25 protein-coding genes are annotated in these 23477 nt (G+C 72.8%); 6 read left to right on the top strand and 19 right to left on the bottom strand.

All coding sequences use genetic code 11. The features are described 5' to 3' along the window. Window positions 1–18: 18 nt before the first annotated feature. The 4 genes from ABZ321_RS11675 to ABZ321_RS11660 all read right to left on the bottom strand — a co-directional run bounded on the left by ABZ321_RS11675 (window position 19) and on the right by ABZ321_RS11660 (window position 2721). Window positions 19–711 (bottom strand): uracil-DNA glycosylase, encoded by a 693-nt coding sequence (locus ABZ321_RS11675; protein WP_354890863.1) that lies wholly within the window; start codon window positions 709–711, stop codon window positions 19–21. A gap of 9 nt (window positions 712–720) precedes the next feature. Beyond that, on the bottom strand, window positions 721–1677 hold the full coding sequence (locus ABZ321_RS11670) for a hypothetical protein (protein ID WP_354890862.1): 957 nt from the start codon (window positions 1675–1677) through the stop codon (window positions 721–723). After that, the gene (locus tag ABZ321_RS11665) at window positions 1674–1997 is read right to left on the bottom strand and encodes a PadR family transcriptional regulator (protein WP_203845204.1); all 324 of its coding nucleotides are present in this window, start codon (window positions 1995–1997) and stop codon (window positions 1674–1676) included. The genes ABZ321_RS11670 and ABZ321_RS11665 overlap by 4 nt, the downstream gene beginning before the upstream one ends. Window positions 1998–2097: 100 nt before the next feature. Next, window positions 2098–2721: a hypothetical protein gene (locus ABZ321_RS11660; protein ID WP_354890861.1), complete on the bottom strand. Its 624-nt coding sequence runs from the start codon at window positions 2719–2721 to the stop codon at window positions 2098–2100. A 128-nt stretch (window positions 2722–2849) separates the two neighbouring features. On the opposite strand from ABZ321_RS11660, the gene ABZ321_RS11655 reads away from it, so the two are divergent. Further along, window positions 2850–3272, top strand: coding sequence for a hypothetical protein (locus tag ABZ321_RS11655; protein ID WP_344501734.1), 423 nt, complete (start codon window positions 2850–2852; stop codon window positions 3270–3272). Between the two features lie 4 nt (window positions 3273–3276). Here ABZ321_RS11655 and ABZ321_RS11650 read toward each other — a convergent pair whose 3' ends face one another. Further along, entirely contained in the window at window positions 3277–4209 is a 933-nt protein-coding gene (locus ABZ321_RS11650) for a Ppx/GppA phosphatase family protein (protein WP_354890860.1), read from the bottom strand. Window positions 4210–4218: 9 nt separating this feature from the next. Next, entirely contained in the window at window positions 4219–4716 is a 498-nt protein-coding gene (locus tag ABZ321_RS11645) for an amino-acid N-acetyltransferase (protein WP_344501736.1), read from the bottom strand. Between the two features lie 33 nt (window positions 4717–4749). Here ABZ321_RS11645 and ABZ321_RS11640 point away from each other — a divergent pair, with 33 nt between their 5' ends. From ABZ321_RS11640 to ABZ321_RS11630, 3 genes are all read left to right on the top strand, one after another. Next, window positions 4750–5220, top strand: a complete 471-nt coding sequence (locus ABZ321_RS11640) for a cellulose binding domain-containing protein (protein ID WP_344501737.1) — start codon at window positions 4750–4752, stop codon at window positions 5218–5220. 43 nt (window positions 5221–5263) lie between these two features. Next, the gene (locus tag ABZ321_RS11635) at window positions 5264–6007 is read left to right on the top strand and encodes a hypothetical protein (RefSeq protein WP_344501738.1); all 744 of its coding nucleotides are present in this window, start codon (window positions 5264–5266) and stop codon (window positions 6005–6007) included. A gap of 67 nt (window positions 6008–6074) precedes the next feature. Next, the gene (locus ABZ321_RS11630; protein ID WP_344501739.1) at window positions 6075–7016 is read left to right on the top strand and encodes a phosphotransferase; all 942 of its coding nucleotides are present in this window, start codon (window positions 6075–6077) and stop codon (window positions 7014–7016) included. Between the two features lie 550 nt (window positions 7017–7566). On the opposite strand, the gene ABZ321_RS11625 is transcribed toward ABZ321_RS11630, so the two are convergent. The 5 genes from ABZ321_RS11625 to ABZ321_RS11605 all read right to left on the bottom strand — a co-directional run bounded on the left by ABZ321_RS11625 (window position 7567) and on the right by ABZ321_RS11605 (window position 13219). Continuing rightward, a complete protein-coding gene (locus ABZ321_RS11625) occupies window positions 7567–8034 on the bottom strand; it encodes a DUF501 domain-containing protein (protein WP_344501740.1) in 468 nt (155 codons plus the stop codon). A 149-nt stretch (window positions 8035–8183) separates the two neighbouring features. Then, entirely contained in the window at window positions 8184–8609 is a 426-nt protein-coding gene (locus tag ABZ321_RS11620) for a septum formation initiator family protein (protein WP_344501741.1), read from the bottom strand. Window positions 8610–8811: 202 nt separating this feature from the next. Then, window positions 8812–10089, bottom strand: coding sequence for a phosphopyruvate hydratase (eno, locus tag ABZ321_RS11615; RefSeq protein WP_344501742.1), 1278 nt, complete (start codon window positions 10087–10089; stop codon window positions 8812–8814). Window positions 10090–10175: 86 nt separating this feature from the next. After that, window positions 10176–11789 (bottom strand): DUF885 domain-containing protein, encoded by a 1614-nt coding sequence (locus tag ABZ321_RS11610; protein ID WP_344501743.1) that lies wholly within the window; start codon window positions 11787–11789, stop codon window positions 10176–10178. A gap of 62 nt (window positions 11790–11851) precedes the next feature. After that, window positions 11852–13219 carry a PLP-dependent aminotransferase family protein gene (locus ABZ321_RS11605; protein ID WP_354890859.1) on the bottom strand — a complete coding sequence of 456 codons (1368 nt, stop codon included), beginning with the start codon at window positions 13217–13219 and terminating at the stop codon, window positions 11852–11854. A 69-nt stretch (window positions 13220–13288) separates the two neighbouring features. Here ABZ321_RS11605 and ABZ321_RS11600 point away from each other — a divergent pair, with 69 nt between their 5' ends. Together ABZ321_RS11600 and ABZ321_RS11595 are read left to right on the top strand one after the other, a co-directional pair. Then, window positions 13289–14278 carry a DMT family transporter gene (locus ABZ321_RS11600; RefSeq protein ID WP_354890858.1) on the top strand — a complete coding sequence of 330 codons (990 nt, stop codon included), beginning with the start codon at window positions 13289–13291 and terminating at the stop codon, window positions 14276–14278. Beyond that, complete coding sequence (locus ABZ321_RS11595; RefSeq protein ID WP_354890857.1) at window positions 14164–14949, top strand: patatin-like phospholipase family protein; 786 nt, start codon at window positions 14164–14166, stop codon at window positions 14947–14949. The genes ABZ321_RS11600 and ABZ321_RS11595 overlap by 115 nt, the downstream gene beginning before the upstream one ends. Before the next feature lie 15 nt (window positions 14950–14964). Here ABZ321_RS11595 and ABZ321_RS11590 read toward each other — a convergent pair whose 3' ends face one another. The 8 genes from ABZ321_RS11590 to ABZ321_RS11555 are packed head-to-tail and all read right to left on the bottom strand — an operon-like array spanning window position 14965 to window position 23421. Beyond that, window positions 14965–15912 (bottom strand): MazG nucleotide pyrophosphohydrolase domain-containing protein, encoded by a 948-nt coding sequence (locus ABZ321_RS11590; RefSeq protein ID WP_354890856.1) that lies wholly within the window; start codon window positions 15910–15912, stop codon window positions 14965–14967. Between the two features lie 6 nt (window positions 15913–15918). Further along, window positions 15919–16602 carry a hypothetical protein gene (locus ABZ321_RS11585; protein ID WP_354890855.1) on the bottom strand — a complete coding sequence of 228 codons (684 nt, stop codon included), beginning with the start codon at window positions 16600–16602 and terminating at the stop codon, window positions 15919–15921. 2 nt (window positions 16603–16604) lie between these two features. Next, the gene (locus ABZ321_RS11580) at window positions 16605–17684 is read right to left on the bottom strand and encodes an endoglucanase (RefSeq protein WP_354890854.1); all 1080 of its coding nucleotides are present in this window, start codon (window positions 17682–17684) and stop codon (window positions 16605–16607) included. A gap of 23 nt (window positions 17685–17707) precedes the next feature. Beyond that, the gene (locus tag ABZ321_RS11575; RefSeq protein ID WP_344501750.1) at window positions 17708–18454 is read right to left on the bottom strand and encodes a methyltransferase domain-containing protein; all 747 of its coding nucleotides are present in this window, start codon (window positions 18452–18454) and stop codon (window positions 17708–17710) included. Next, window positions 18451–19956 (bottom strand): lipopolysaccharide biosynthesis protein, encoded by a 1506-nt coding sequence (locus tag ABZ321_RS11570; RefSeq protein ID WP_354890853.1) that lies wholly within the window; start codon window positions 19954–19956, stop codon window positions 18451–18453. The genes ABZ321_RS11575 and ABZ321_RS11570 overlap by 4 nt, the downstream gene beginning before the upstream one ends. Further along, a complete protein-coding gene (locus tag ABZ321_RS11565; RefSeq protein WP_344501752.1) occupies window positions 19953–20840 on the bottom strand; it encodes a sulfotransferase domain-containing protein in 888 nt (295 codons plus the stop codon). Before ABZ321_RS11565 ends, ABZ321_RS11570 begins: the two co-directional genes overlap by 4 nt. A 2-nt stretch (window positions 20841–20842) precedes the next feature. Continuing rightward, complete coding sequence (locus ABZ321_RS11560; RefSeq protein WP_344501753.1) at window positions 20843–22051, bottom strand: hypothetical protein; 1209 nt, start codon at window positions 22049–22051, stop codon at window positions 20843–20845. Continuing rightward, entirely contained in the window at window positions 22048–23421 is a 1374-nt protein-coding gene (locus ABZ321_RS11555) for a hypothetical protein (protein ID WP_344501754.1), read from the bottom strand. The genes ABZ321_RS11560 and ABZ321_RS11555 overlap by 4 nt, the downstream gene beginning before the upstream one ends. Between the last annotated feature and the right edge of the window lie 56 nt (window positions 23422–23477).

Genomic DNA, 23477 nt, shown 5'->3' with positions numbered 1-23477 from the left:
ACATCCCGTCGGTCAGCGTCATCCGATCCCGGCGAGTGCCTTCGCACGGGTGAAAACCTCGTCCAGCATTCCTGGCGTGAGCCTGCCGGTAAAGGTGTTCTGCTGGCTCACGTGGTAACAACCGAGCAACGCGGGGGCGCCGTCGGCCTGCCACAGGGTGCCGTGGCCGAACGGTACCTTTCGTGCCGGTGCTACACCGTAGACGGCGCGCAGCGCGGGCCAGAAGGCGGCCCAGGCGAATCCGCCGAGCGCGACCACGACCCGCAGGGTCGGGCGGATGAGGGTGAGCTCGCGGTGCAGGTAGGGCGCGCAGGTGTCGCGCTCCGCGGGGGTCGGCTTGTTGTCCGGCGGGGCGCACCGCACCGCGGAGAAGATCCTTGTGCGCTCCAGTGACAGGCCGTCGTCACTGCTGACGCTGGTGGGCTGGTTGGCGAGGCCGGCCCGGTGCATGGCGGCGAACAGCACGTCACCGGACCGGTCGCCGGTGAAGATGCGACCGGTCCGGTTCCCCCCGTGTGCGGCGGGTGCCAGGCCGAGGATGGCGAGCGTGGCGTCGTGGGCGCCGAAGCCGGGGACGGGACGGCCCCAGTACTCCTGGTCGCGGAACGCGGCCCGTTTCGTCGCCGCGACCTGCTCCCGCCACTCGACCAGCCGGGGGCACAGCCGGCAGTCGCAGATCTCCGCGTCGAGGAGGTCAAGGTCGTCTGGCACGCCTCAAAACTAGCGGGACGGGCTCGGGCTGAGCGACGCCGACGCCGACGGGGACGCCGATGGCGAACCGGGCGCGGCGGGAGACTCCGATGGAACGGCGGAGGGCGACGCCGACGGCGGCACGGACGGCGACGGCGTCTCGGACTCGCCGGGGCGGGGCGTGCCGAGGCACAGCGGGTAGCTCACCGGCTTGGACTCGTCGCCGGTGGTGCAGCGCCAGTAGTCGCCGACCTGGATCGGCTGGCCGTTCTGGTCGTACAGGGTGATGTGCTGCAGCGAGCGGCCCTGCTCGTCGACCGGGAAGACGTTGGTCACGCTGTCGAAGCGGCCGCCGCTGGTCGGGTAGTAGTCCTGGCTGCTGCCATACCCCCGCAGCAGGCTCGGCGCGTTCGCGATCACGAACAGCACGCCGACGACGGCGACGGCGGTCCCGGCGAACCGGATCCAGCGGGGCGCCCGGGGCACGCCCGTCGCGCCGACGCGGATCGACACGACGATCGCGACCGCCAGCAGCAGCCAGCCGATCGGGTCGTCGAAGCGGTCGGCGGGCACCACGTCCATGGCGAAGATCAGCACCACGATCCCCACCGCGCGGGCGATCCACCAGGCCGGGCGCAGCAGCCGCAGGAATTCCGTCACCCGCGGGTAGCCGATGACCCGGCCGGCGCGCCGGTCGAGCTCCGGCAGGGCCGCGACGAACCGCTCGTAGTAGACGACGACCGGCGCCCGGCGGGCCTCCGCTCCCGCGGCGGCGTCGAGACCGGCGGCGGCGCGCAGCTCGGCGGCGTAGGTCGCCGGCGGGCCGAGCCGGTCGACGAGCGGGCCGCCCTGCTCCTCGAGCACCTCGGCGAAGTGCGCCGGCAGGTCCTCGAGCAGCTCGTCGCGGGTCTCCGCGGGCAGGTCGGCGAGGGCCGCGGCCACCCGCTCGTAGTAGTAGTCGATCTCGATCGTGGCTGCCTCGGTCACGACGTCTCCCCGATCAACTGGTCCATGGTCGTGGCGAAGCCCCGCCACACCTTGCCCGAGGCGCCGAGCTGGGTCCGGCCGGCGGCGTTCAGCGCGTAGTACTTGCGGTGCGGCCCCGACTCGCTGGGGACCACGTAGGTGGTGAGCATCCCGGCCTGGAAGAGCCGGCGCAGGGTGCCATACACGGAGGCGTCGCCGACCTCGTCGAGCCCGGCCGACCGAAGGCGGCGCAGGATGTCGTAGCCATACCCGTCCTCGTCCCGCAGGACGGCGAGCACGGCCAGGTCGAGGACCCCTTTGAGCAGCTGGGTGGTGTCCACGTGAAGCAGAGTAGTACGCAATGCGCAGTACTATCAAGTGCACAAGCGGACGGGCGGCCCGCGTGTCGCGGACCGCCCGTCAGGACGTGCTTCGGGGGAACTACTTGGCGGGACCCAGGCAGAGCGCCTGCCCCTTGGCCGGGTCGGTGCCCTGCCAGAGCACGGACTCCGCGCCCTGCTCGATGTACGCGTCGCAGACGGTGGTCTTCTGCTTCAGCGCGTCGGCCCGCGCCACCTTGTCGACGATGCCGATGACCTTGTACTTCGCCTTGGCGTCGGTGCACTTGACGATGTTGAGGTCGACCTCTTTGGTGCTCGAGCCGGTGATCTCGTCACCCGCGAGGCAGTCGCCGACCTTGGCGTTGGTCGAGCTGTCCTTGGCGAAGTACCAGATCGCGCCGCCACACCCGACGCACAGCACAGCGAGGACCGCGACGATGATCAGGATGACCTTGCCGGCCTTGCCCCGGCGGGGCGGGGGCGGCGGGGCGCCGAAGGGCGGGCCGGGCGGCGCGCCGAAGGGAGGCTGGTCGCCGTACTGCGGGGCGCCACCGTACTGCGGCTGCTCCCCGTACTGCGGGGCGCCGAACTGGGGCTGCTGCCCGTACTGCGGCTGTTGCCCGTACTGCGGCTGCTGGCCGTACTGTGGTGGCTGCTGCCCGTATGGATCACCGCCGCCGGGGGGCGGCGGATAGCCGCCGGGCGGCGGGTACTGATCAGACATGTGCTTCCTTCCGGATATGCCGCAAATATCACCCTAACGTGCCCCTTAGGCGCGGGGGTGACGGCCCACGATAACCGCAGGTGCGAGATGCATACAGTCAGGTGCGCGCACGTATTACGGTGTGCGCCGTGACCGATCTGTTGAAACGCCTCGCCTCAGCGCCCGGTGTCTACCGCGGGCGCGGCGACGGGCTGGAGTCCGGGCCGTTCGTCGCCCGCATCAAGGTGACGTCGGTGGTGCGCGGCAACGCGATCACCCTCGACTACGAGGCGGTCAGTGACAGCAAGGGCCTGCAACACGTTGAGCACACCATCCTCACGGCGAGTGAGGCCGGGCGGCTCGAACTCCACGTCACATGCCTGGAACTGCCCGGTGTGACCCGGTTTGTGGAGCACGAGCCCGGGGTGTTCAACGCGTACGAGGGACCCATGCCCGCGAAGATCATCATGACGATGCCGGCCGAGGGCGTCCTGACCTACGGCTGGTGGTGGTCCCGCGACGACGCCGACCCGCGCGAGCAGTCCCGCGCCGAGGTGCGCCGCACCGGCTGACCTTTTACTGACGCAAACACGACATCGCGACACCGTCCAGAATGTCCGACTCGGACGCGATGACGTCGTCGGCGCCGGCCCGTTCGAGGATGATGCGCAGGATCAGCGCACCGGCACCGATCACGTCGGCGCGCCCCGGGTGCATGACGGCGTTGGCGAGCCGCTGCTCCGGCGTGGCGGCGAGCAGGTCCGCGGTCACCTTCGCCACGTCGGCGGTGGAGACCCGGGCCCGGTGGATGCGCTCCGGCACGTATTCGGTCAGCCCCAGCGCCAGGGCGGTGACGGTGGTCACCGACCCGGCCAGCCCCACGAACGTGCGGGCCCGGCCGGCGTCGACCGCCGCGAGGGCCCGGTCGACCGCGCCGGTGATGTCCTTCCCGGCCGCCGCGACCTGCGCCGCCGTCGGCGGGTGGTCGTGCAGGTGGCGCTCGGTGAGCCGGACGCAGCCGATGTCGACGCTGATCGCGGCGTCGACGCCGCTGGCGGAGCCCACCACGAACTCGGTCGAGCCGCCGCCGATGTCGAAGACCAGGAACGGCGGCTCGGCCCCCAGCCCCTGGACCGCGCCGGCGAACGTGAGGCGGGCCTCCTCGTCGCCGCTGACGACCTCCGGGGCGAAGCCGAGGGTGGCGGTGACCATGGCCCGGAAGTCGTCGGCGTTGGACGCGTCGCGGCTCGCGCTGGTGGCGACCATCCGGACAGTCCCTTGCGCAGGGTCCACCCCGGCCGCGGCGATCTCGGCCGCGTAGTGGACCAGGGCGACGCGGGTGCGCTCGATCGCCGCCTCCGCCAGCCGCCCCGTCCGGTCGACGCCCTCGCCCAGCCGCACGATGCGCATCTGCCGGGTGACGTCGACGAGCGACCCGTCGGGCTGGGCATCGGCGATCAGCAGGCGGACGGAGTTCGTTCCACAGTCGATGGCCGCGACGCGAGTCATGCGATCAAGCTACAGATGCAGCAGCATCCGGTGGTTGCCGAGGGTGTTGGGCTTGACCCGCTCCAGGTCGAGGAACTCCGCGACGCCCTCGTCGTACGAACGCAGCAGCTCCTCGTAGACCTGATGGGTGACCGGCGTGCCGTCGATCGGCACGAAGCCGAACGAGCCGAAGAACCGGGTCTCGAACGTGAGCACGAACACCCGCCGGACGCCGATCTCGCGGGCCGCGGTGAGCAGCTCCGACACGATCCTGTGCCCGATCTTGTGCCCGCGCGTGGTCGGATCGACCGCGACGGTGCGCACCTCGGCCAGGTCCTCCCACATGACGTGCAGCGCGCCGCAGCCGACGATCACACCGTCGCGCTCGGCGACCCAGAACTCCTGCACGGCCTCGTACAGCGCCACCATCGGCTTCGACAGCAGCCGCCGGTCCGCCACGTACATGGCGACCAGCCGCCGGATGCCCCGCACGTCTGCGGTCCGGGCCCGCCGGACGGTTACCTCCATGACGGTCAGGGTAGTGGCGCGCGGATGTGGCATATGACACGTGAGCGCGTGCTTGTCGTCACCGCCGCGGTGGCGACCGTGGCCGCGGGCACCATGACCGTTTTGTACCTGACGCAGGAACCCGCCGCGAAGGTGGTGACCGTGGAGCGGCCCCAGCTCGTGACGCCGAGCGCCTCGGCCGGCAAACCTGTCGCGAAGGGTGGCGTGAAGGCCGGCTATGCCGTGCGCAGCAAGTGGAAGGACGGCTTCAACGCCGAGGTGACGGTCACCAACATCGGCAGCCAGCCGCTGCAGGGCTGGGTCGTGCAACTGCAGCTGCCGCCGCACGTGGACCCGACGTCCACCTGGGGCGCCGCGGCCGAGCACAAGGCCGACCGGCTGACGCTGCGCTCCCAGTCGTGGAACACCTACCTGGAGCCGGGCGGGTCGATCCGGATGGGGTTCGAGGCGAAGGGCGCCGCGGCCGACCCGGTCAGCTGCACCGTCAACGGGTCGCCCTGCTGACAGTTCGTTGAAAGACCCGGTGACCGGCCCCACATTGGGCGGCATGCATCGTGCCGGTACCCGAATCCTGACCGTCGTGCTCGCTACCGCCCTCGGCGCCGGCGCGCTCGGCTGCGGTCTCATCAACCAGGTCAAGCAGACCGTCGACAACGTCTCCGCGATCACCGACCTCGCCGACCGGATGGGCAAGTCCGGGAGCCTGACCTTCACCGCCGAGTACAAGACCGACGACGGCACCCCGACGACCGTGGTGCAGCAGCCGCCGAAGGCCGCGTACATCGGCAAGGACGGCCGCTTCATCCTCACCGAGGACGCACTGCTGGTCTGCACCGGCAAGAGCGGCCAGAAGGTCGTCTGCCAGAAGAGCGCCGTGCAGACCGGCCAGCTGTCCTCCGCCGACCAGGCCGCCTACCTCTCCGCCGTCGCGGGCGGTGGCTTCATCAACACGGAGATGGCGCTCGGCCTGATGACGGCGGCGGCTCTTGTACCGGGTGTCAAGATCGCCGAGAACACCGCGACCATCGCCGGCCAGAAGAGCGACTGCCTCGACGTCACCGGTATCCCGCAGGACGCCAACGCGGGCCCGAACGACGTCACGGCCAAGGAGTTTCACGTCTGCGTCGCCGAGAGCGGCCTGCTCACCCGGTTCAAGGGTGTGGGCACCGACGACAAGGCCATCGGCGTCGAGCTCAGCAAGTACAGCGACAAGGTCGACGCGCAGGCGTTCGTCGCCCCGAAGGGCGCCCAGATCGTCGAGAGCACCGCTCCGCCGGTCGCTGGTAAGTAACCATTCCTGTCCTACTCTGTAGTTGTCGGGCGGCGAAGGCGCCGGGGCTGCCGTAACGTGCAGAACCGTGCTGACGCCGCCCGCTGGTCTTCCCGAAGACGCGCTCAAGGAGGCCCTTCTCCGCGAGTGGGGCCTCTCCGTCGCGTCGCTGGGCTACCGGGCGGTCGGCTTCGGCAGCCACCACTGGGAGGTCGCCGACGACGGCGGCAACCGCTGGTTCGTCACCGTCGACCAGGACGCCGACGTCGCCCGCCTCACCGCGTCGCTGAGCGTCGCCGTCGACCTGCACGCCACCGGCCGCACCTTCGCCGTCGCCCCCGTGCCGACCCGCCGCGGCGAGCCGCTGTTCCTGCTGGGGCGCTTCGCCGTCGCGCTGTTCCCGTTCGTCGACGGGCAGAGCTTCGACTGGAACGCCTTCCGCGGCCCCGAGCACCGCCAGGCCACCCTCGACATGATCATCCAGCTGCACACCGCGCCCTCGATCGTCCACCGCCACGCCCGCGTCGACGACTTCGCCGTCCCCGGCCGCGCCGAGATCGAGGCGGCGCTGAAGGCTCCCGGCCCCGACTGCGGCCCCTACGCCCGCCTGGCCGCGGAGCTCCTCGCCGGCCACCGGGAGGCCCTGGCCGGCCTGCTCGCCCGCTACGACGAGCTGGTCCTGGACAGCCACGGCGAGCCGGTCCGCGCGGTTCTCACCCACGGCGAGCCGCACTCGGGCAACACCATGCTCACCCCGACCGGCTGGCGCCTCATCGACTGGGACACCGTCCTGATCTCCCCGCCCGAGCGCGACCTGTGGCTCATCGAGCCCGGCGACGGCTCGATCTTCTCGGCCTACGCGGCGGCCACCGGCGTCCTGCCCCGCCCCTCGACCATCATGCTGTACCAGCTGCGCTGGGCCCTGACCGACATCGCCGTCGAGGTCCGCCGCTTCCGCCGCCCCCACACCGGCACCGCCGACGACCTCGAAGGCTGGGAGATCCTCCGCTCCGTCGTCACCCGCATCTAGCTGTAACTCCCCCCACCGCTTGCGCGGCGGGGCCCGGCGGGGATTCTCACCCGCACCCCAATGCGCCGCTCCGCGACGCACAGCCGCGCGTGCCGCGCTGGCTGGGATCGCGCATGCGCGCCGCATCCGGTGACCGGCCGCCGTCGTGGCCGAGGTCAGCGTCCGCGGTGAGTCCGAGTGGCCGGGTGGCCACGGGTGGTGATCGAAGTCGCGTGGTGGCTGTTCGGGCGGCCGTGGTTGTAACTATTCAGGTAGTGGTGGGAGCCATGGGTTGCCGGTGAGGGCGTCGTGGAGCGCGGCCAGGGTGTTCTGGCCGTGTTCGGCGGCGGTGGAGATGTAGCTGCGGACGTGTAACCAGTGTTGGGCGCCCGCGGTGCTGCGTCGGCAAGTCCGGCCTGCCAGCAGGTGTGCAGGTCGGTCAGGACCTTGGGGTCGAGTTGTTCACGGCCGGTGGCTCGATCAAACACGCCGACCACCTGAATAGTTGCCCGTTTCGCGACTTGGATCTCCAGGCGTGTCGCCAATGGTGGACGGGCGTCCCGTGTTCGGGTCAGGCGGGGGGCGGGACGCAGGGGCCGGAGGCCCACCACTCGGCGGCGAGGGCGAGGGTCTCGTCGCCGAACGGGTTGACGCCCGGGCCGACCGCGAGGGCGTGGCCCAGGTGGACGTGCAGGCACTTCACCCGGGTCGGCATGCCGCCGGCCGAGACGCCGGCGATCTCGTCGACGTGGCCGACCTGTTCGCGGCGGCGGAGGTAGTCCTCGTGGGCCGCTTCGTACGCCTTGCGCAGCTCAGGGTCCTCGGCGAGGCGGGCGCCCATCTCGCGCATCAGGCCGGACGACTCCAGGCGGCTGCACTCGTGCACGGCACGCGGGCAGGTCAGGTAGAACAGGGTCGGGAACGGGGTGCCGTCGGGCAGCCTGGGGGTCGTCTCGACCACGTCGGGCAGGCCGCAGGGGCAGCGGTGGGCGACCGCGCGCGTGCCGCGCGGGGTGCGGCCGAGCTGGGCGGCCACCACCGCGAGATCCTCCTCGGTGGCCGGCTCGAATTCCGTCCCGGCAGCGGGCGCCGACCCGGCATCCGACCCGGCAGCGGGAGCCGCGTCAGCGGGCACAGGCGAAGAGGCCGCCGACCCGGGGGCCGTCGGCTCGAATTCCGTTGTCATCCTCAGTCCGCCGCCTCGACGCTCGACCACAGTTTGCCGTACCAGGGCCGGGCGGACTTCTCCGCGCCGGGGATCGCCGCCGGGTCGGTCTGCTGGCCGCGCGCCGGGTCGATCACGACGATCGACTTCTCGCCCGGCAGCACCATGTTGAGCCGCTGGCGGGCCTGGCTGATCACATACTCGTTGTCGTTCCACTTCGCCGCCCGCTCCGCCATCTCGGCGATCTTGACGGTCTGCCGCTCCTGGCTCTGCTCCAGGGCGGCGATCTCCGCCTGCTGGGCCAGGTAGACCCGGACCGGGTAGGCGTAGGCGAGCAGCAGGACGCTCAGGAGGAGGCCGAGGACCACGGCTCGGCTGGTGAAGCGCTTGGGCTGCGGCGCCCGGGTGCGCATCGCGGCGCCGCCGGACGACACGGACCTGCGGGCCACGGTCGGTCTGGCCGGTGCCCGGCCCGCTCCGGCCCGCCCGGCAGCGCCCCGAGGACCCGAGGCCCTGGTGGGCGTGCCGCGCCCGCCCGGCCTGGTGCGCTGCTGCATGCCCTCCCCCTAGGTTCGCCGCCGGGGGCTGTGCCACCACCCCCGGAGAAGCGCCCGCGGCTCCCCAGGAGAGAGCCGCGGGCGTGAAACCGGACTAACGGTACCGCGGGAACGCGCCCCGACCGGCGTAGCGCGCCGCGTCGTCGAGCTCGTCCTCGATGCGCAGGAGCTGGTTGTACTTGGCGACCCGCTCGGACCGGGCCGGGGCGCCGGTCTTGATCTGGCCGCTGCCGACCGCGACCGCGAGGTCGGCGATCGTGGTGTCCTCGGTCTCGCCGGAGCGGTGGCTCATCATCGTGCGGAAGCCGGCGCGGTGCGCCAGGTCGACGGCGTCGAGCGTCTCGGTGAGCGAGCCGATCTGGTTGACCTTGACGAGCACCGCGTTGGCGGTGTCGGTGGCGATGCCACGGGCGATGCGCTGCGGGTTGGTGACGAAGAGGTCGTCGCCGACGATCTGGATGCGGCCGCCGAGCGCGTCGGTCATCGCCTTCCAGCCGTCCCAGTCCTCCTCCGACAGCGGGTCCTCGATGGACACGATCGGGTAGGCGTCGACGAGCTGGGTGTAGTAGGCGATCATCTCGTCGGAGGACTTGCCGCCACCCTCGAAGGTGTACGCGCCCTCCTTGTAGAACTCGGTGGCGGCCACGTCGAGGGCGAGGACGATGTCGCTGCCTAGCGAGAAGCCGGCCTTCTCCACGGCCTCCGCGATCAGGTCGAGCGCGGCGGCGTTGGTCGGCAGGTTGGGCGCGAAGCCACCCTCGTCGCCGAGGCCGGTCGACAGGCCCTTCTTCTTCAGGACCGACTTGAGCGAGTGGTAGACCTCGGCACCGGTGCGCAGCGCCTCGCGGAAGGTCGGCGCGCCGATCGGGGCGATCATGAACTCCTGGACGTCGACGTTGGAGTCGGCGTGGGAGCCACCGTTGAGGATGTTGAGCATCGGCACCGGCAGCAGGTGTGCGTTGGGGCCGCCGAGGTACTTGAACAGGCTGAGACCGGCCGAGTCGGCGGCGGCCTTGGCGACCGCGAGGGACACGCCCAGGATCGCGTTGGCGCCGAGGTTGGCCTTCTCCGGCGTGCCGTCGAGGTCGAGCATGGCCTGGTCGACGAGGCGCTGCTCGGTGGCGTCGAAGCCGCGGACGGCCTCGGCGATGCGCTCGTTCACGTTCTCGACGGCCTTCTCGACGCCCTTGCCGAGGTAACGCTTCGAGTCGCCGTCGCGCAGCTCGTTGGCCTCGAAGGCGCCGGTCGAGGCGCCGGACGGGACAGCCGCGCGGGCCAGGGTGCCGTCGTCGAGGACGACCTCGACCTCGACGGTCGGGTTGCCCCGCGAGTCGAGGATCTCCCGCGCGCCGATTGCTTCAATCGTGGCCACTGTCACTCCTTGCAGACAAAGATTGGTCGGCCGCCACGGTGCGGCACCCTGAGCCTATCGGTTGCGCCGATCTTGCCGACCTGGACCTAGATGTTGAGCAGCGTTCGCAGGTGACGGGGCGGGGGTGAGCCGTGCGCGAGCATCTGGTCGTGCCAGTCGCGCAGCGTGACGTTCACCGGTCGTTCATCGGCGATCTCGCGGACCTCGGTGTAGCCCACGAAGTACGTCGACAGCTGCGTCGAGGACAGCAGCGCCCGGCGCCACTTCCCGGCCGCCTCGCCCTCCTCCTGGAAGCCGGGGCCCATCATGAGCTCCATCGCCTCCTGCTCGGTCATCCCGTCGCAGTGGATCCGCTGGTCGATGATGGCGTTGATGCTCATCCGCAGCTGCATCTTGAGCTGCTGCAGCCGCACCGGCAGGCCACCGAACCCGCGCTCGGCCAGCAGCTGCTCCGCGTACACCGCCCAGCCCTCGACGAACGGCCCGCTCCAGCCGATCACCCGGGCCCGCGTGCGGCCCCGGAAGCGTCGGGCGTGCGCGAGCTGCAGGAAGTGGCCGGGGGTCGCCTCGTGGACCGTGAGGTCGCGCAGCATGTGGCTGTTGTACTCGCGGTAGAACGACGCCACCCGCTCCGCGCTCCAGTCCGACGGGGTGGGTGAGATGCAGTAGAACGTCGGCAGCTCGGCGGACTCCAGCAGGCCGGGCGGATCGCAGTACGCGACGGCGAACCCCCGGGCGAACTCCGGCATCTCCATGATGACCAGCGGGTCGTCGATGAGGGTGACGAGGTCGTGCTCCCGGACGAACGCGGTGGCCTCCGCGAGGGCGACCTTCGCCAGGTCCACGATCGTGTCGTTGTCGGGCACGTCGGCGGCGGCCTGCGCGAACGCGGCGCGGACCGTCTCGTCGGACTCCGGCCCGCCGGTCAGCTCGGCGGCCGCCGCCCGCAGCTGGGCGGTCACCTCCGCGAGGTTGTCCTCGGCGCGCCGCAGGACCGTCGCGGCGCCGAGCTCGGTGTCCAGGGTGTGCCACAGCCGGGCCTCCCACAGCCGCCGGCCGAGCCGCGGGTCCCGGTCGGCGGTGTCGATCCGCTCGCGCAGCCAGGCGGCGAACCCGTCGAGCTCGGCCGCGGCCCGCTCCTGCAGCGGGCGGACCACGTCGGCCAGCCCGGGCGCCTCCTTCAGCAGATCGCCGAGCTCGTCCCGTACCAGTGCCGCGGTGCCCTGGAACTGCCCCGCCGCGGTCTCCACGTGGACCCGTGGCATGTCCGTGAGCGTGTCCCGGGCGGTCGCGAGCGCGTCGGGGATCGCCGACAGCCGCGCCGCGATCGACACCAGGCGCTCCTCCGCCGGCGCGAACGGCCGGGCGATCAGCGCGTTCAGCAGCGTCGCCGGGTTGTGGGCGAGCGGGTTCCACTCGTGCTCGCGGATCTCGGTCCGCTCGAACAGCATCCGCTCGACCCGCGCCAGGAGCACCGCGTGGTCGACCTGCTCCTGCGGGTCCAGCAGGTCGAGGTCGACCTGGGTCAGCGCGGCGGAGGCGTCGCGGAGCATGTCGACGTCGCCGGCGACCGCCTCCGCGGACAGGTCCGGCAGCCGGTCGTCGAAGCGGTGGTCGCCGGCCGACGCCGCGAGCCGGGGGTCGGACTCCAGCAGCGCGTCGGCGATGTGCTCGGCCAGTGGCACGAAGTCATGCGGCATGGCTTCGAACCTAGCCGAGAAACCAAAACGAGGAACCTGGCCGAGAAACCAGGACGAGGAACCTAGACGAGACCGGCGAGGGTCCGGACCGCTCTGGCGAGCTCGTGCGGGGTGTGCGCGGCGTACCCGAGGACGAGCCCCGGCGGTCCCTTGCGGACCCGCAGCGACGACAGGGCGAGGGGCCCGAGCCCGCTCGCGAGCGCGCGCTGCGCCACGGCCCGGTCGTCGGTGCCCGGCGGCAGCTCCACGACCAGGTGCAGCCCGGCGGCGATCCCGCCGATGCGGGCCCGCGGCAGGTGCCGGCGCAGCGCGGCGACCACCGCGTCGCGGCGCTCCCGGTGCAGCCGCCGGGCCCGGCGCAGGTGCCGGTCGTAGCCGCCGGCGGCGAGGAACTCGGCGAACGCGAGCTGCTGCAGCGCCGGGCCGCCGTTGTCGGCGTCCGCCTTCGCCGCGCGCAGCGTCTGGTGGAGCCCCGGCGGCGGCGCGAGCCAGCCCAGCCGCAGCCCCGGCGCGAGGACCTTGCTCACCGAGCCGACGAGCGCGACCCGGTCCGGCGCGAGCCCCTGCAGGCAGGCGACGGGCTCGCGGTCGTAGCGGTGCTCGGCGTCGTAGTCGTCCTCGACGATCAGCCCGCCGACCCGGCGGGCCCAGGCGATCAGGTCGGTGCGCCGCTGCGGGGCGAGCACCACGCCGGTCGGGAACTGGTGCGCGGGGGTGACGACCACCGCCGTGCACCTGCTGCGCGCGAGCGCCCGCACGTCGAGGCCGTCGTCGTCGACCGGCACCGGCACCACGTCGAGCCCGAGCCGCTGCAGGTGCTCCCGCAGCGCCGACGGGCCCGGATCCTCCAGCGCGATCCGCCGCACGTCCTGCGCCAGCAGCGCCTTCGCCAGCAGGGCCAGGCCCTGGGTGACGCCGGCGGTGACGATCAGCCCTTCCGGCGGCACCAGCGCGGCCCTGACCCGCCCGAGGTAGCCCGACAGCTCCTGGCGCAGCCGGGGCGCGCCGGTCGCGTCGCCGTAGTCGAAGTCGGCGTCCAGGGCGCTGGTCAGGGCCGTCTCGTACGCCCGCCGCCACGCCGTGCGCGGGAACATCCCCAGGTCGGGCACGCCCGGCCGCAGCGGCGCGACCGCGACGGGCCGGTCCGGCGGGTCGCTGCGACGGCGCTGCACCGGTGCGGAGACGGCGGCGACGACCGTCCCGGACCCCCGCCGCGTCAGCAGGCGCCCCTCGGCCGTGAGCTGCTCGTATGCCCCGACGACAAGGCCTCGCGAGACACCGAGGTCGGCGGCGAGGTCCCTGGTCGACGGCAGCCGCGTCCCCGGCGCCAGCCGCCCCCCGGTGATCGCCTCGCGGAGCGCACCGACGAGCTGGTCGCCGACCCGCGGCCGAGTGCGGTCAAGCTCGACCAACGCCTCCCAGACCGACAAAGTGGACCTCCAAACGCGGGGCTCGGTGGCACTGTAGCGTGGACCACTGGCGATCGTAAGTTCGCTGTCATGAACCGGCTGCACACCTTTTACTGCGTGCTGACCTGCGCGATCCTGGGCTCCTCGTTCACCGTCAGCCGGTCGCTGGCCGACTTTCCCGTCCTGACCGGCCAGGCGCTGCGCTACACCCTCGCCGCGGCCGCGCTCGCCCTGCTCACCAGCTGGCTACGGCCCACGGGCCGCGAGCTGCTGCGCCTGGTGGGCGTCGCGGCGACCGGGCTGGTCGGTTTCAACGTCCTGCTCATGTACGCCCTGCGCCACGCCGACCCCGCGGCCATCGGCACGATCGTCGGCGCCAGCCCGCTGCTGCTCGCCCTGCTCGGTCCCCTGCAGGAGCGCCGCCGCCCCGCCCCGCGCCTGCTCCTCGCCGCCGCGGTCGTGGTCCTCGGCGCGGTCCTCGTGCAGGGCGGCGGCCGTATCGACGGCGCGGGCCTCGCCGCCGCGACCGGCGTCCTCGTCTGCGAGGCGGCGTTCTCGCTGCTGGCCGCGCCGCTGCTGCCCCGGCTGGGGCCGGTGCGGGTGTCGGCGTGGAGCACCGCCCTCGCTGTCCCGCTCCTCCTCGTCGCCCTCCCCTTCACCGGCGAGGTGCCGCGCCTGCCGTCCGCCGGCGAGGCCGCCGCCCTGGCCTTCCTGGGTCTGGTGCTGACCGTGGTCGCGTTCGTCTGCTGGTACAGCGGCGTCGCCCACCTCGGCATCGAACGCGCCGGCGTGTTCGTCGGCCTGGTCCCGGTCTTCGCCCTGATCACGGTCGCCGTGGTGGACCGGGTCACGCCCGACCCGCGCCAGCTGCTCGGCGTCGCGGCCGTCTCCGCCGGCCTGGTCCTCGGCCTGCGCGGCGGTCCACGATCCCCGGACACCGGCGCCGGCCGTGATAACCAGGATGCATGGAACGCACCGCACTCGTCCTCGGCGCCGGCGGCATCACCGGCGTCGCCTGGCAGCTCGGTCTCCTCATCGGCCTCGCCCAGCAAGGCCTCGACCTCACCCGCGCGGACCTGATCGTCGGCACCTCCGCCGGCGCGATCACCGGCGCCCTGGTCGCCGCCGGCCACGACCCGGCCGCCGCGGCCGCGATGGAGGCCCCGCTCGGCCCCGGCGACCCGCGGATCCGCGCCGACTGGACCCGCGGCGCCGTCGCGTTCCAGCTGCTGCAGGACCCGTCACTGCCACCCGCTGAGCTGCGCCGCCGGATCGGCGCGATCGCCCTCGAAGCCGAGGTCGGGCCGCCCGAGCCGTGGCTGGCGTCCTTCGCCCGCCGCCTGCCGATCGACCGCTTCCCCGACCGCCTGCTCGTCACCGCCGTCGACACCGCCACCGGCGAGCCGGCCTTCTGGACCGCGGCGTCGGGCGTCCCGCTGGTGCCGGCCGTCGCGGCGAGCTGCGCGGTGCCGTGCCTGTTCCCGCCGATGCCCGTCAACGGCGGCAGGTACATGGACGGCGGCGTCCGCTCCCGCACCAACGCCGACCTGGCCGCCGGCTACGACCGCGTCGTCGTCCTCGCCCCGCGCATCCCGATGCTCCAGCGCGACACCCCCGCCACGGGCACGCTGATCGAGCCGGACCCGGCCGCCCAGTCCGCCATCGGCGGCAACGTCTTCGACCCGTCCCGCTGGCCCGCCGTCGTCGAGGCCGCCACCCACCAGGGCGCCACCCACCCTCTCCCCTGGTAGAAGGGGGCGGGATCCTTACTCGGCGCGGCGGACGGCGTCCATGTAGGACAGGGCGGCGGCGCGCAGGGCGGCCTCGGCGTCCCGGCCGGTCCGGTCGGCCTCGACCACCAGGGCGAAGAGGGCGGCGCCGAGCGGGTCGGCGGGGGTGAAGTCGACGGTGAGGCCGGCGCGGGCGACGCGGTGCAGGAGCTTCGCGGTCAGGGCGAGCGCGGGCTGGGAGAGGGCGACCCCGTCGACGGCGGAGCCGCGGGACTTCTCGGCCTGCTTGATCTGCTCCCAGTTGGCGATGATGTCGTCGATGCCGCCGACCTGGGTGTCGGCGAAGACGTGGGGGTTGCGGCGGATGAGCTTGGCGACGAGGTCGCCGGCGACGTCGTCGAGGGTGAACCTGTCGGAGGTGTCCGCCGCCTCCTCGGCGAGGCGGGCGTGCAGCACGACCTGGAGCAGGACGTCGCCGAGCTCCTCCCGGACCGCTTCGGGGTCGGCGTCGCGGATGGCGTCGTAGAGCTCGTACGCCTCCTCGAGCAGGAACGGCGCCAGGCTCTCGTGCGTCTGTGCGCGCTTCCACGCGTCGCCGGTCTCGGGGTGCATGAGCCGGTCCATGACGGTGACGGCGTCCAGGACGCGGGCGCCGGGCGGGTCCCAGGAGCCGTAGAGCAGCTCCAGGGCGGCGAGGCCGGGCTCGCGGGCCAGCCGCAGGCCCAGCGAGCGGGCGAGCTCCTCGTCGCCGTCGGGGGCGGCGAGCCAGACGATGGTGCCGTGCTCGGCGAGGGCGTCGAGCAGGACCTCGACGGCGGGGTCCACGACGGTCACGGTGGCGCCGGCGGCCCGCAGCGCGTCGACCTGCGGGGAGTCGGATCCGGTGTACACCGGATGGGCGCGGACCACGTCCCACGCCTCGGCGGTGAGCACGCCGGCCGGGAGGCGGGGCGAGGTCACCAGCAGGATCACGCTGCCCGGCACAGTTCCTCAGACCTCCTCGGCGAGACCTCCGTCGAAGGTCAGATGGACCAGGATACTGGCCCGGGCGACGCCGCCCCGGCCGATGTCGACGGTGACCGGCAGCCCGTACGTGAGGCCCTGGTACCGCGGGTTGACGGTGATGCCCGAGCCGGCGACGGCGTCGTCGAGCTGCCGGCGCAGCGCGATCATCCGGCCGATCGCGTCGCGGGTCAGCAGGTACTGGACCTGCTCGAACGCGTAGAAGTCGGAGACCGGGCGGCCGCTGGCGAAGAACAGCGCGTCGAAGGCGGCCCGCTGCTGCGCGAGGTCCGGCTCGACGGGCGTGACGGCGGCGGCGAGGGTGACCAGGATGTCCTGGGCCTCGGTGACCAGCGGCACGATCGGCGCGTCCGGGGCGACGCCGTAGTACTGCGCGACCAGGCCGGGGTCGGTGTCGTGGCGCAGCGCGAGGCCGCGCGAGGCGGCGAGCCGGCCGCCGACGTCCCGGATGATCATGGAGCCGAGGACGTATCCGGTGACGTTGCCGCGCTGGGCGGGGGCGTAGGTCAGGTCGTCGGCGACGGCGGTGACCTGGTCGATGGTGACGGCGCCGCCGCCCAGGTAGGCGGCGACCCCCGGGTCGGACCGGCAGCCGGCGAGGGACGCGCACGCGAGGGCCGCGACCAGCGCGAACACACGGAACCGGGGCATCGTCACTTCTTCCTCGTCTTGCCGGCGACGGCGGTGGTCATCGGCGTGTAGTGCGGGTCCTGGGCGAGGGACTGGCGGAAGGCGCCGAGGACCGTGGGGTCGTCCGACACCTGGAACTGCTGCGTGGGGCCCTTGTTGTCCGTCGGGTCGGACTCGAAGTACATCACGGCCCGGATCTGCGGGTTGGCCTTGAACGTCGCGGACGCGTCACGCAGCCATGCGGCGCGCTGCTCGGTGCCCCACGCGCGGGCCACCCCGAACTCGCCGATCATCACCGGCTTCGTCGGGTGGGCCGCGCAGAACTCCAGGAACTGCCGCATCAGCTCGCCGATCGTGCCGTACCTGGAGCCGGCGTAGACGTCGACGCAGTTCCAGTCGACGGCGTCGTCGCCGGGGTAGAAATCGGCCGCGTAGCCGCCCTGGAAGCCTTCCACGGTCGGGCACCAGACCCAGGACGCGTTGGTGGCGCCCTCCTCGGTGAAGATGGCGCGCACGTGCCGCCAGGCGGCGATGTAGTCCTCCCCCGACCACATCTGGGCCCGCAGGTTGGGGCGGTCCATCTCCCACCGGAAGCGCATCAGCACCGGCTTGCCGAACGCCTTGAGCTCGCGGGCCCGGTCGCGGATGAGCGTGTCGTAACGACCCAGGGTGATGAGCCTGGTGTCGCCGCTCGCCCACGACAGCATGAGGGTCGTGCCCCGGGCGGCGAACTGCTCGTCGGAGGCGTTGAAGAAGTTCTCGTCGAAGCGGCGGTACGTGTTGACGATCGCCATCTTGCGGCCGACGGTCTTCTCCCACGCCGTCATCGCCGACAGCCGGCCCGACTCGGTGAGGTGCTCCGGCCGGACCCACGCGCCGAGGTACGAGCCGTGCTTCGGCGGCGCGATGGGTCCGGCCGCGAACGGGCCGGTCGAGGTGGCGATGGCCGGCGGCGCCCCGGGCGCGCCCGGGGGTGCCTGGGTGCCGGTCGGCGACGGCCGCGGGGCCGGGGTGTCCTTCGTGGACATCACGCTGAGGGTCACCGCCGTCGCACCCGCCACGACGGCGACCACGACGGCGGCGACGAGCCCGATCCGCTTCACTGCGAGAAGGTCCTCCGCTAGAGCTACTTGGGTATCCGCCGTGCCACGTAGAGCACGTCGGTGGCCACCCCCGAGAGGCGGCGGCTGCGCGCGGCGATGTCGTCGGTGCGGCGGGCGACCGGGCGCAGCCATTCGCGCCGGTACGCCCCGGCCGGGCACAGCGCGAAGCCGCGCCGCTCGACGACCTCGAAGCCGTGCCGGGCGAGGAGCTGCTCCACCTCGGCGTGGTGCAGCTCCGCGAACCAGCTGTTGGTGCGGTTGGAGCGGTACCGCAGGTGCCGCAGCGACGAGCGGTTGCCGTGGTTCTCCACGACGAGCAGGCCTGAATCCGCCTCCGGCAGGATCTTCGCGGCGAAGGCGATCGCCCGGTCCCGGACGTCCTTGGGCGCGTTGAGCAGCAGCCGGAACACGGTCACCAGCGCCGGGCCGTCGACCGTGGCCGGCTCCGGGATGGGCCCGTCGCCGGCGACCTGGTGCAGCTTCGCGTAGACGCCCGCCTCCTGGGCCTTGGCGAGCATCTGGGCGGACACGTCGTAGCCGTGCGCCGCCCGTACGACACCGTGCAGCAGCTTGATCGCCCGGCCGGTGCCGCACGCGAAGTCGTGCTGGACGGGCCGGCGGGCGGTGAACTCCCGGCGGACCAGGCGGCGCAGGAACGCGCGCTGCCGGCCGCTCACCGCCGTCGAGTAGGTCTCCGGCGCGTAGACCACCCGCTCGTACTTGTCGACCGCCGCATCCGACTGGAAGACCTCCGCGTAATCGGTTCTCATCGCTCCCCCTGCATCAGAATGTGCCTCAAACGCACGGCCGCGTAGCAGTACACGGCCGCACCCGCCCCCGTGGCGGCGAACTTCACCATCAGCCCGTGGACCGGCAGCACGGCCAACTGCGGCACGGCGAAACACGATGTGGCCAGCCCGCAGGCGAGCAGCGTGGCCCGCCCGAACGGGTGCAGGCCGAGGCCCCGCACGACCTGCACGAGCGGGACCAGGTTGTTGACGAGCACCGCGGCGCACAGGCCGACGGCGGCGCCGAACGCGCCGAGCCGGGGGATCAGCAGCGCGTCGACGCCGAGCATGGTGACCAGGGCGAGGCCGACGTTGGCGAGGTTCCACCACGTGCGGCCGGCCATGGCGAGGACGACGTCGACCATCCCGCACGCGGTCGCGACCATCATCGTGGCGGCGAGGAGCCGCACGATGCGCGCGCCGCCCTCGTAGTGCTCGCCGAAGAGGTCGAGGTACAGGTGGGCGTAGGTGAACATCAGCAGGTACAACGGCCAGCAGGCGAGCACCACCCAGGCGGTCGCCTGGCGGTAGAGCAGGTTCGCGCCGGCCTTGTCCCGCACGGCGAGGCGCTCGGCGAGGCGCGGCTGGACGGACTGGGTGACGCCCTGGTTGACGAACTGCCCGAGGATGACGAAGCGGCCGGCGACGGCGTACATGGCGGCGGGTGCCAGGCCGGCGAGGGCCGCGACGAGCAGCACGTCGACGCGCTGCAGCGCCATCTGCGCGAAGCTGGCGACGGCGCGGGGCGCGGTGAACGCCCAGAACCGCCGCGGGGTGAAGTCGGAGCGCTCCGCGGTGTCCCCTGTGGAGTCCCCTGTGGACTCCGTGATGCGGGTGCGGAGCCGGGTCAGGGCCACGCCGGCGAACAGCGCGGCCGGCAGGTAGGGCAGCGCCCACAGCGCGGCGAACACGTCCGGGCCCCAGCCTGTGGCCCACACCAGCGCCAGGAGGACCAGCTGCGCGCCGGGCCGCATGACCCGGTCGAGCAGCACGGTCGGGCGCATCGAGCGCAGCCCGCGGGTCGCCGCGAGCAGCGCGTCGCTGACCGTGGCGAGCGGCAGGAACACGGCGAGCGTGCGGACCAGGTCGGGCCGCCCCGGCAGCAGGTCCGCGGCGAACCACAGGCCGCCGGCGATTACCAGCGCCGCCACGACGACCGGGACCAGCGCCGCGCGCAGGCACTCCCGCAGCCGCGACAGGTCGCCGACCGCGCGCATCCGCGCCGGCCAGTACACCAGCGACGTCTGCACGCCGAGCTTGGCGACCGTGACGCCGAGGCCGAAGACGGCGGTCGCGGCGAAGAACGCGCCCGCACCGCGCGGGTCGAGGGCACGGGCGGCGAGCCACGTGACGCCGAGCCCGGCGACGCCGGTGCAGACGGTGCCGGCGAGGTTGGCAAGACCGCCCCGGGCGGCGCCGCGCAGCATGCCGCCGGGCGACTCCAGACCGGCTCCGGTGGTGGGCTTGTCGAGGGTCGCCGTCACGCTGGACTGTCCGCTGTGGACAGCCAGGAGGGGCGGTGGCCGAGCCAGGCGGCGAGCCGCTCGTCGTAGGGCGCGTAGTGCGCGGCGAGCTCCTGGGCGATCGAGTCGTCGAGGCGGTTGCGGGGGCGGGCGTTGTGCCGCTCGAACGCCGGGTACTGGCCGACCCGCGGCAGGCCGAGGAAGTCCAGGACGGCGTCGTACACGGGCTCCGGGCGCAGGAAGAACTCGGTGCTGTCCACGACGTGCACCCGGTCGCGGCCGAGCAGCGCGGCCATCGGCTCGATGTACTCGATGTATTCGCCGCGGGCCCGGTACGCGTGGTGCTGGTGGGCGAAGCTGTAGGCGGACGGGTCGCCGACGAGCAGCTCCCGCTGCCCGGCGAGCCGGGCCGGCTCCAGCGCGAGCGCCTTGCCGAAGTCGACCTCGGGCTCGAAGCCGCGGGCGACCTCGTGCGCGTGCTGGGAGTAGGCGCGCTCGACCGGGTCGCGGACCAGCACGACGAGCTTCACGCCGGGCAGGTCCTTGGCGATCCGGGCCAGGGCGTGCGGGTGGTACATGTAGTACGGGCTGGACTCGAACGTCTGCGCCGGCACGCCGAGCTCGTCGCGGATCCGCTCGGACCGCCGCTGCAGCGGGAAGTGCCCGCGGTACCAGCGCAGCCCGTGGTGGTAGCCGACGTCGAAGTAGTGCACGCCTTTGTGCAGCACGGCCTTGATGACGGCCGGGTGCGCGGCGAGCGCGCGGTAGAGCGACGTGGTGCCGCAGCGCTGCCCGCCGCAGATCAGGAACTGCGGCAGCATCCGCCGGTTGGCGGTGAGCTGCCCGTAGTTGCGGGATCCGAAGTGGATGATCCGCTTCATCGTGTCGGGAACCTGCACGGGCATGGTTACAGAGCCTCCACTCGCGCGACGAGAACGGGCAGCAGCCAGCTGCCGAGCACGCCCAGCCGGGCGCCGGCCTCCGCCTGCCGGTCGGTGACGTACCGGGTGGCCAGGTCGATGAGGTAGAGCAGAGTGGTCACCTCGACCGCCTGGCGGTGCACCACGCCGAACGGCAGCAGCAGCTCGGGCGCGGCGTCGATGAGGTCGTTGACGCACCTGTCCGGCGACGGGGACCGGCCGATGTCGAGCTGCAGCGCGTGGTGCAGCGCGTCGTAACCGATCGGGACGCCGGGGGTGAAGCGTTCCCAGTCCCAGACCAGGATCGTGTCGGCGAGGGAGGCCATGTTCCACGGGGACCAGTCGCCGTGCCAGGAGCCGTAGGTGAGCTGGACGCCGCCGGCGGCGCGGGCGATCCGCTCGGCCGCGGCCCGCAGCGCCCCGCCCTCGGCGTGGCCGCTGATCGCGTCGAGCCGGGCCCGCAGCCGGGTCCAGTAGCCGCTGTCGTCGAGGCGGCCGCGGCGGGTGCCGCAGCAGGCGGCGACCTCGCCCATCGCCTTGGCGAGCCGGGGCGCGGTCAGCGGGACCCTGGGCCGCCACACCGGCAGCGCCGACTGCACGAGGACCTCGTGCTCGCCCCACTGTCCGATGTGGATGGCGTCGGGCACCCGCAGCGCCTTGAGCCCGGCGGTCGACACGGCGGCCAGGGCGTTGCCCTCGGCCTTGACCAGGGTGCGGGTCAGCGCCGACGTGCCGAGCTTCGCGAACGCCATGGTGGCGCCGGACTCGGTGAGCAGTTGCAGCACCGGCTTGCGGTTGGCCCGCGCCGGTCCGATGTGGACGCTGAGCCGCACGTCGGTGCCGAGGGCCCGGCGCAGGTACGTGTCGATGGTGTCGGCGCCGGGCGTGATCCGCAGCCGGTCGCGCAGCAGCACCGACGACGCGCCGGTGCGCAGGGCGGCGACGACCGCGTCGCGCTTGAGCTTCGCCATCCGGGACTGCGGCTCGGCGTAGCGGCGCACGGCGGCGGCGGCGAGGCGGCGGTCGTCGGCGGGCACGAGCAGCCGCGGCTTGCGGGCGTTCGGCACGACCAGGTACTCCACGACCCCGGATCCCTGCCCCGGGTACAGCAGGGCGAGGACCTCCTCGATGTACTGCGCGCGCAGCTGCTCGTCGTCGACCTGCAGCGCGGCCGGGGCGGTCTTCACTGGGCTCATCGGCTCTCCAAACGGTTGCGCCACAGGACGGCATACGCGAGGAAGGTCAACGCCAGCGGGGTGACGAGCGCGTTGTACCAGAACATCGCGGCGAAGCTGGACACGATCGCGGCGGACGCGGCGAGGCCGGCGGGGGTCGCGTCGCGCCGGAAGCGCCACAGCCCGACCACGAAGAACCCCAGGTAGGTGCCGGTGCCGAGCAGCCCGTGCGCGAAGAGGAGCTGCCACAGCTGGCCGTTGCCGCCGATGGTGAAGTTGCCGCAGCGCTCGCAGCCGTCGCTCTCCCCGACGGCGATCGAGTTGCGGCCGCCGATGGTGTTGCGGGTGGATCCGAAGCCGATCAGCGGCGACTCGGCCACCCCGCCGACGGCCTTCTCCGTGGTGTACATGCGGACCCCGTTGGACTTGCCGTCCTCGAGCCGGGCGCTGACGACGTCGCCCAGCGGCGTGGTGGCGACGGCGACCACGACGGCGATGCCGGCGACGCCGACCAGGCCGAGGGCGGCGAGGCGGCCGCGCAGCGCCAGGCGCACCGACACGTACAGCGCCATGACGCCCAGGCCGATCCACAGCCCGCGGTTGAGCGAGTAGACGATCGGCGCCATCGCCGCGAGGAGGACGACGGCGGTGCCCGTCTTGACCTTCCTGCTCCTGGTCAGCGACCAGCCGGCGACGAGCATCCAGCCGATGAGGAGGCAGACGTTGTTGCCCCAGGTGTTGGTGTACCCCCAGGGCGCGCCGGGGCGCGGCGTCTCCCCGCCGAGCAGGTTCATGATCTGCGCGGCGGTCGGGTGGACCAGCGACTGGATGAAGCTGTTCTCGCGCAGGTGGTGCGGCAGCAGCAGCTCCAGCGGCGCGGTGAACTCGAACGTGGGCGCGGCCATGCCGAGCAGCCCGCCGGCGACGGTGATGACGAAGAGCCACGCGAGCAGCCGGACGAACCGCTGCTGCGGCAGCTCCCGGCGGCCGACGTTGCCGGCGTAGACCAGGATCACGGTCAGCGCCGCGTAGCCGCCGAGGCGGTACGTGTAGGAGACCAGCCGGCTGGCGGCGGTGCCCGGCACGGTGCCGGCCGGATCGGCGCCGAGGCTGAACAGCCCCAGCGCGACCACGGCGAGGAACAGCAGCCACAGCAGGAACCCGGGCGGCAGCTTGACGAGCTGCCCCGACGCGCGGTGCCGCAGCAGCGACACCAGCATCGGCACGGCGACCAGGAAGAAGATCAGGGTGCCGAGGCCCAGCGCCCACCACAGCGGGTACAGCAGGAGCAGGCCGGTCACGGGCCAGGCGGGCAGCCGGTGCGCCCGTTTCAGCAGGCCGGTCGACGGTGCCGCCGCCTGCGGCGAGGGATGGTTCGCGAGGGCGGTCATCCCGCCACCTCCGCTTCGCTCCGGCGTCGGCCTGCCCTGAACCTGCTACATGATTC

The organism is Dactylosporangium sp. NPDC006015 (assembly GCF_040614215.1).
In the GTDB taxonomy this organism is placed as follows: domain Bacteria; phylum Actinomycetota; class Actinomycetes; order Mycobacteriales; family Micromonosporaceae; genus Dactylosporangium; species Dactylosporangium maewongense.
This window is presented reverse-complemented; position numbering and strand designations above follow the sequence as displayed.

Coding starts and splice junctions, on each gene's coding strand:
- ABZ321_RS11600 (WP_354890858.1), top strand. CDS start 13,289: ATGAACCGGCTGCACACCTTTTACTGCGTGCTGACCTGCGCGATCCTG.
- ABZ321_RS11585 (WP_354890855.1), bottom strand. CDS start 16,602: ATGCCCCGGTTCCGTGTGTTCGCGCTGGTCGCGGCCCTCGCGTGCGCG.
- ABZ321_RS11560 (WP_344501753.1), bottom strand. CDS start 22,051: ATGAGCCCAGTGAAGACCGCCCCGGCCGCGCTGCAGGTCGACGACGAG.
- ABZ321_RS11595 (WP_354890857.1), top strand. CDS start 14,164: ATGGAACGCACCGCACTCGTCCTCGGCGCCGGCGGCATCACCGGCGTC.
- ABZ321_RS11555 (WP_344501754.1), bottom strand. CDS start 23,421: ATGACCGCCCTCGCGAACCATCCCTCGCCGCAGGCGGCGGCACCGTCG.
- ABZ321_RS11640 (WP_344501737.1), top strand. CDS start 4,750: ATGACACGTGAGCGCGTGCTTGTCGTCACCGCCGCGGTGGCGACCGTG.
- ABZ321_RS11660 (WP_354890861.1), bottom strand. CDS start 2,721: ATGTCTGATCAGTACCCGCCGCCCGGCGGCTATCCGCCGCCCCCCGGC.
- ABZ321_RS11610 (WP_344501743.1), bottom strand. CDS start 11,789: ATGCCGCATGACTTCGTGCCACTGGCCGAGCACATCGCCGACGCGCTG.
- ABZ321_RS11645 (WP_344501736.1), bottom strand. CDS start 4,716: ATGGAGGTAACCGTCCGGCGGGCCCGGACCGCAGACGTGCGGGGCATC.
- ABZ321_RS11635 (WP_344501738.1), top strand. CDS start 5,264: ATGCATCGTGCCGGTACCCGAATCCTGACCGTCGTGCTCGCTACCGCC.
- ABZ321_RS11650 (WP_354890860.1), bottom strand. CDS start 4,209: ATGACTCGCGTCGCGGCCATCGACTGTGGAACGAACTCCGTCCGCCTG.
- ABZ321_RS11565 (WP_344501752.1), bottom strand. CDS start 20,840: ATGCCCGTGCAGGTTCCCGACACGATGAAGCGGATCATCCACTTCGGA.
- ABZ321_RS11575 (WP_344501750.1), bottom strand. CDS start 18,454: ATGAGAACCGATTACGCGGAGGTCTTCCAGTCGGATGCGGCGGTCGAC.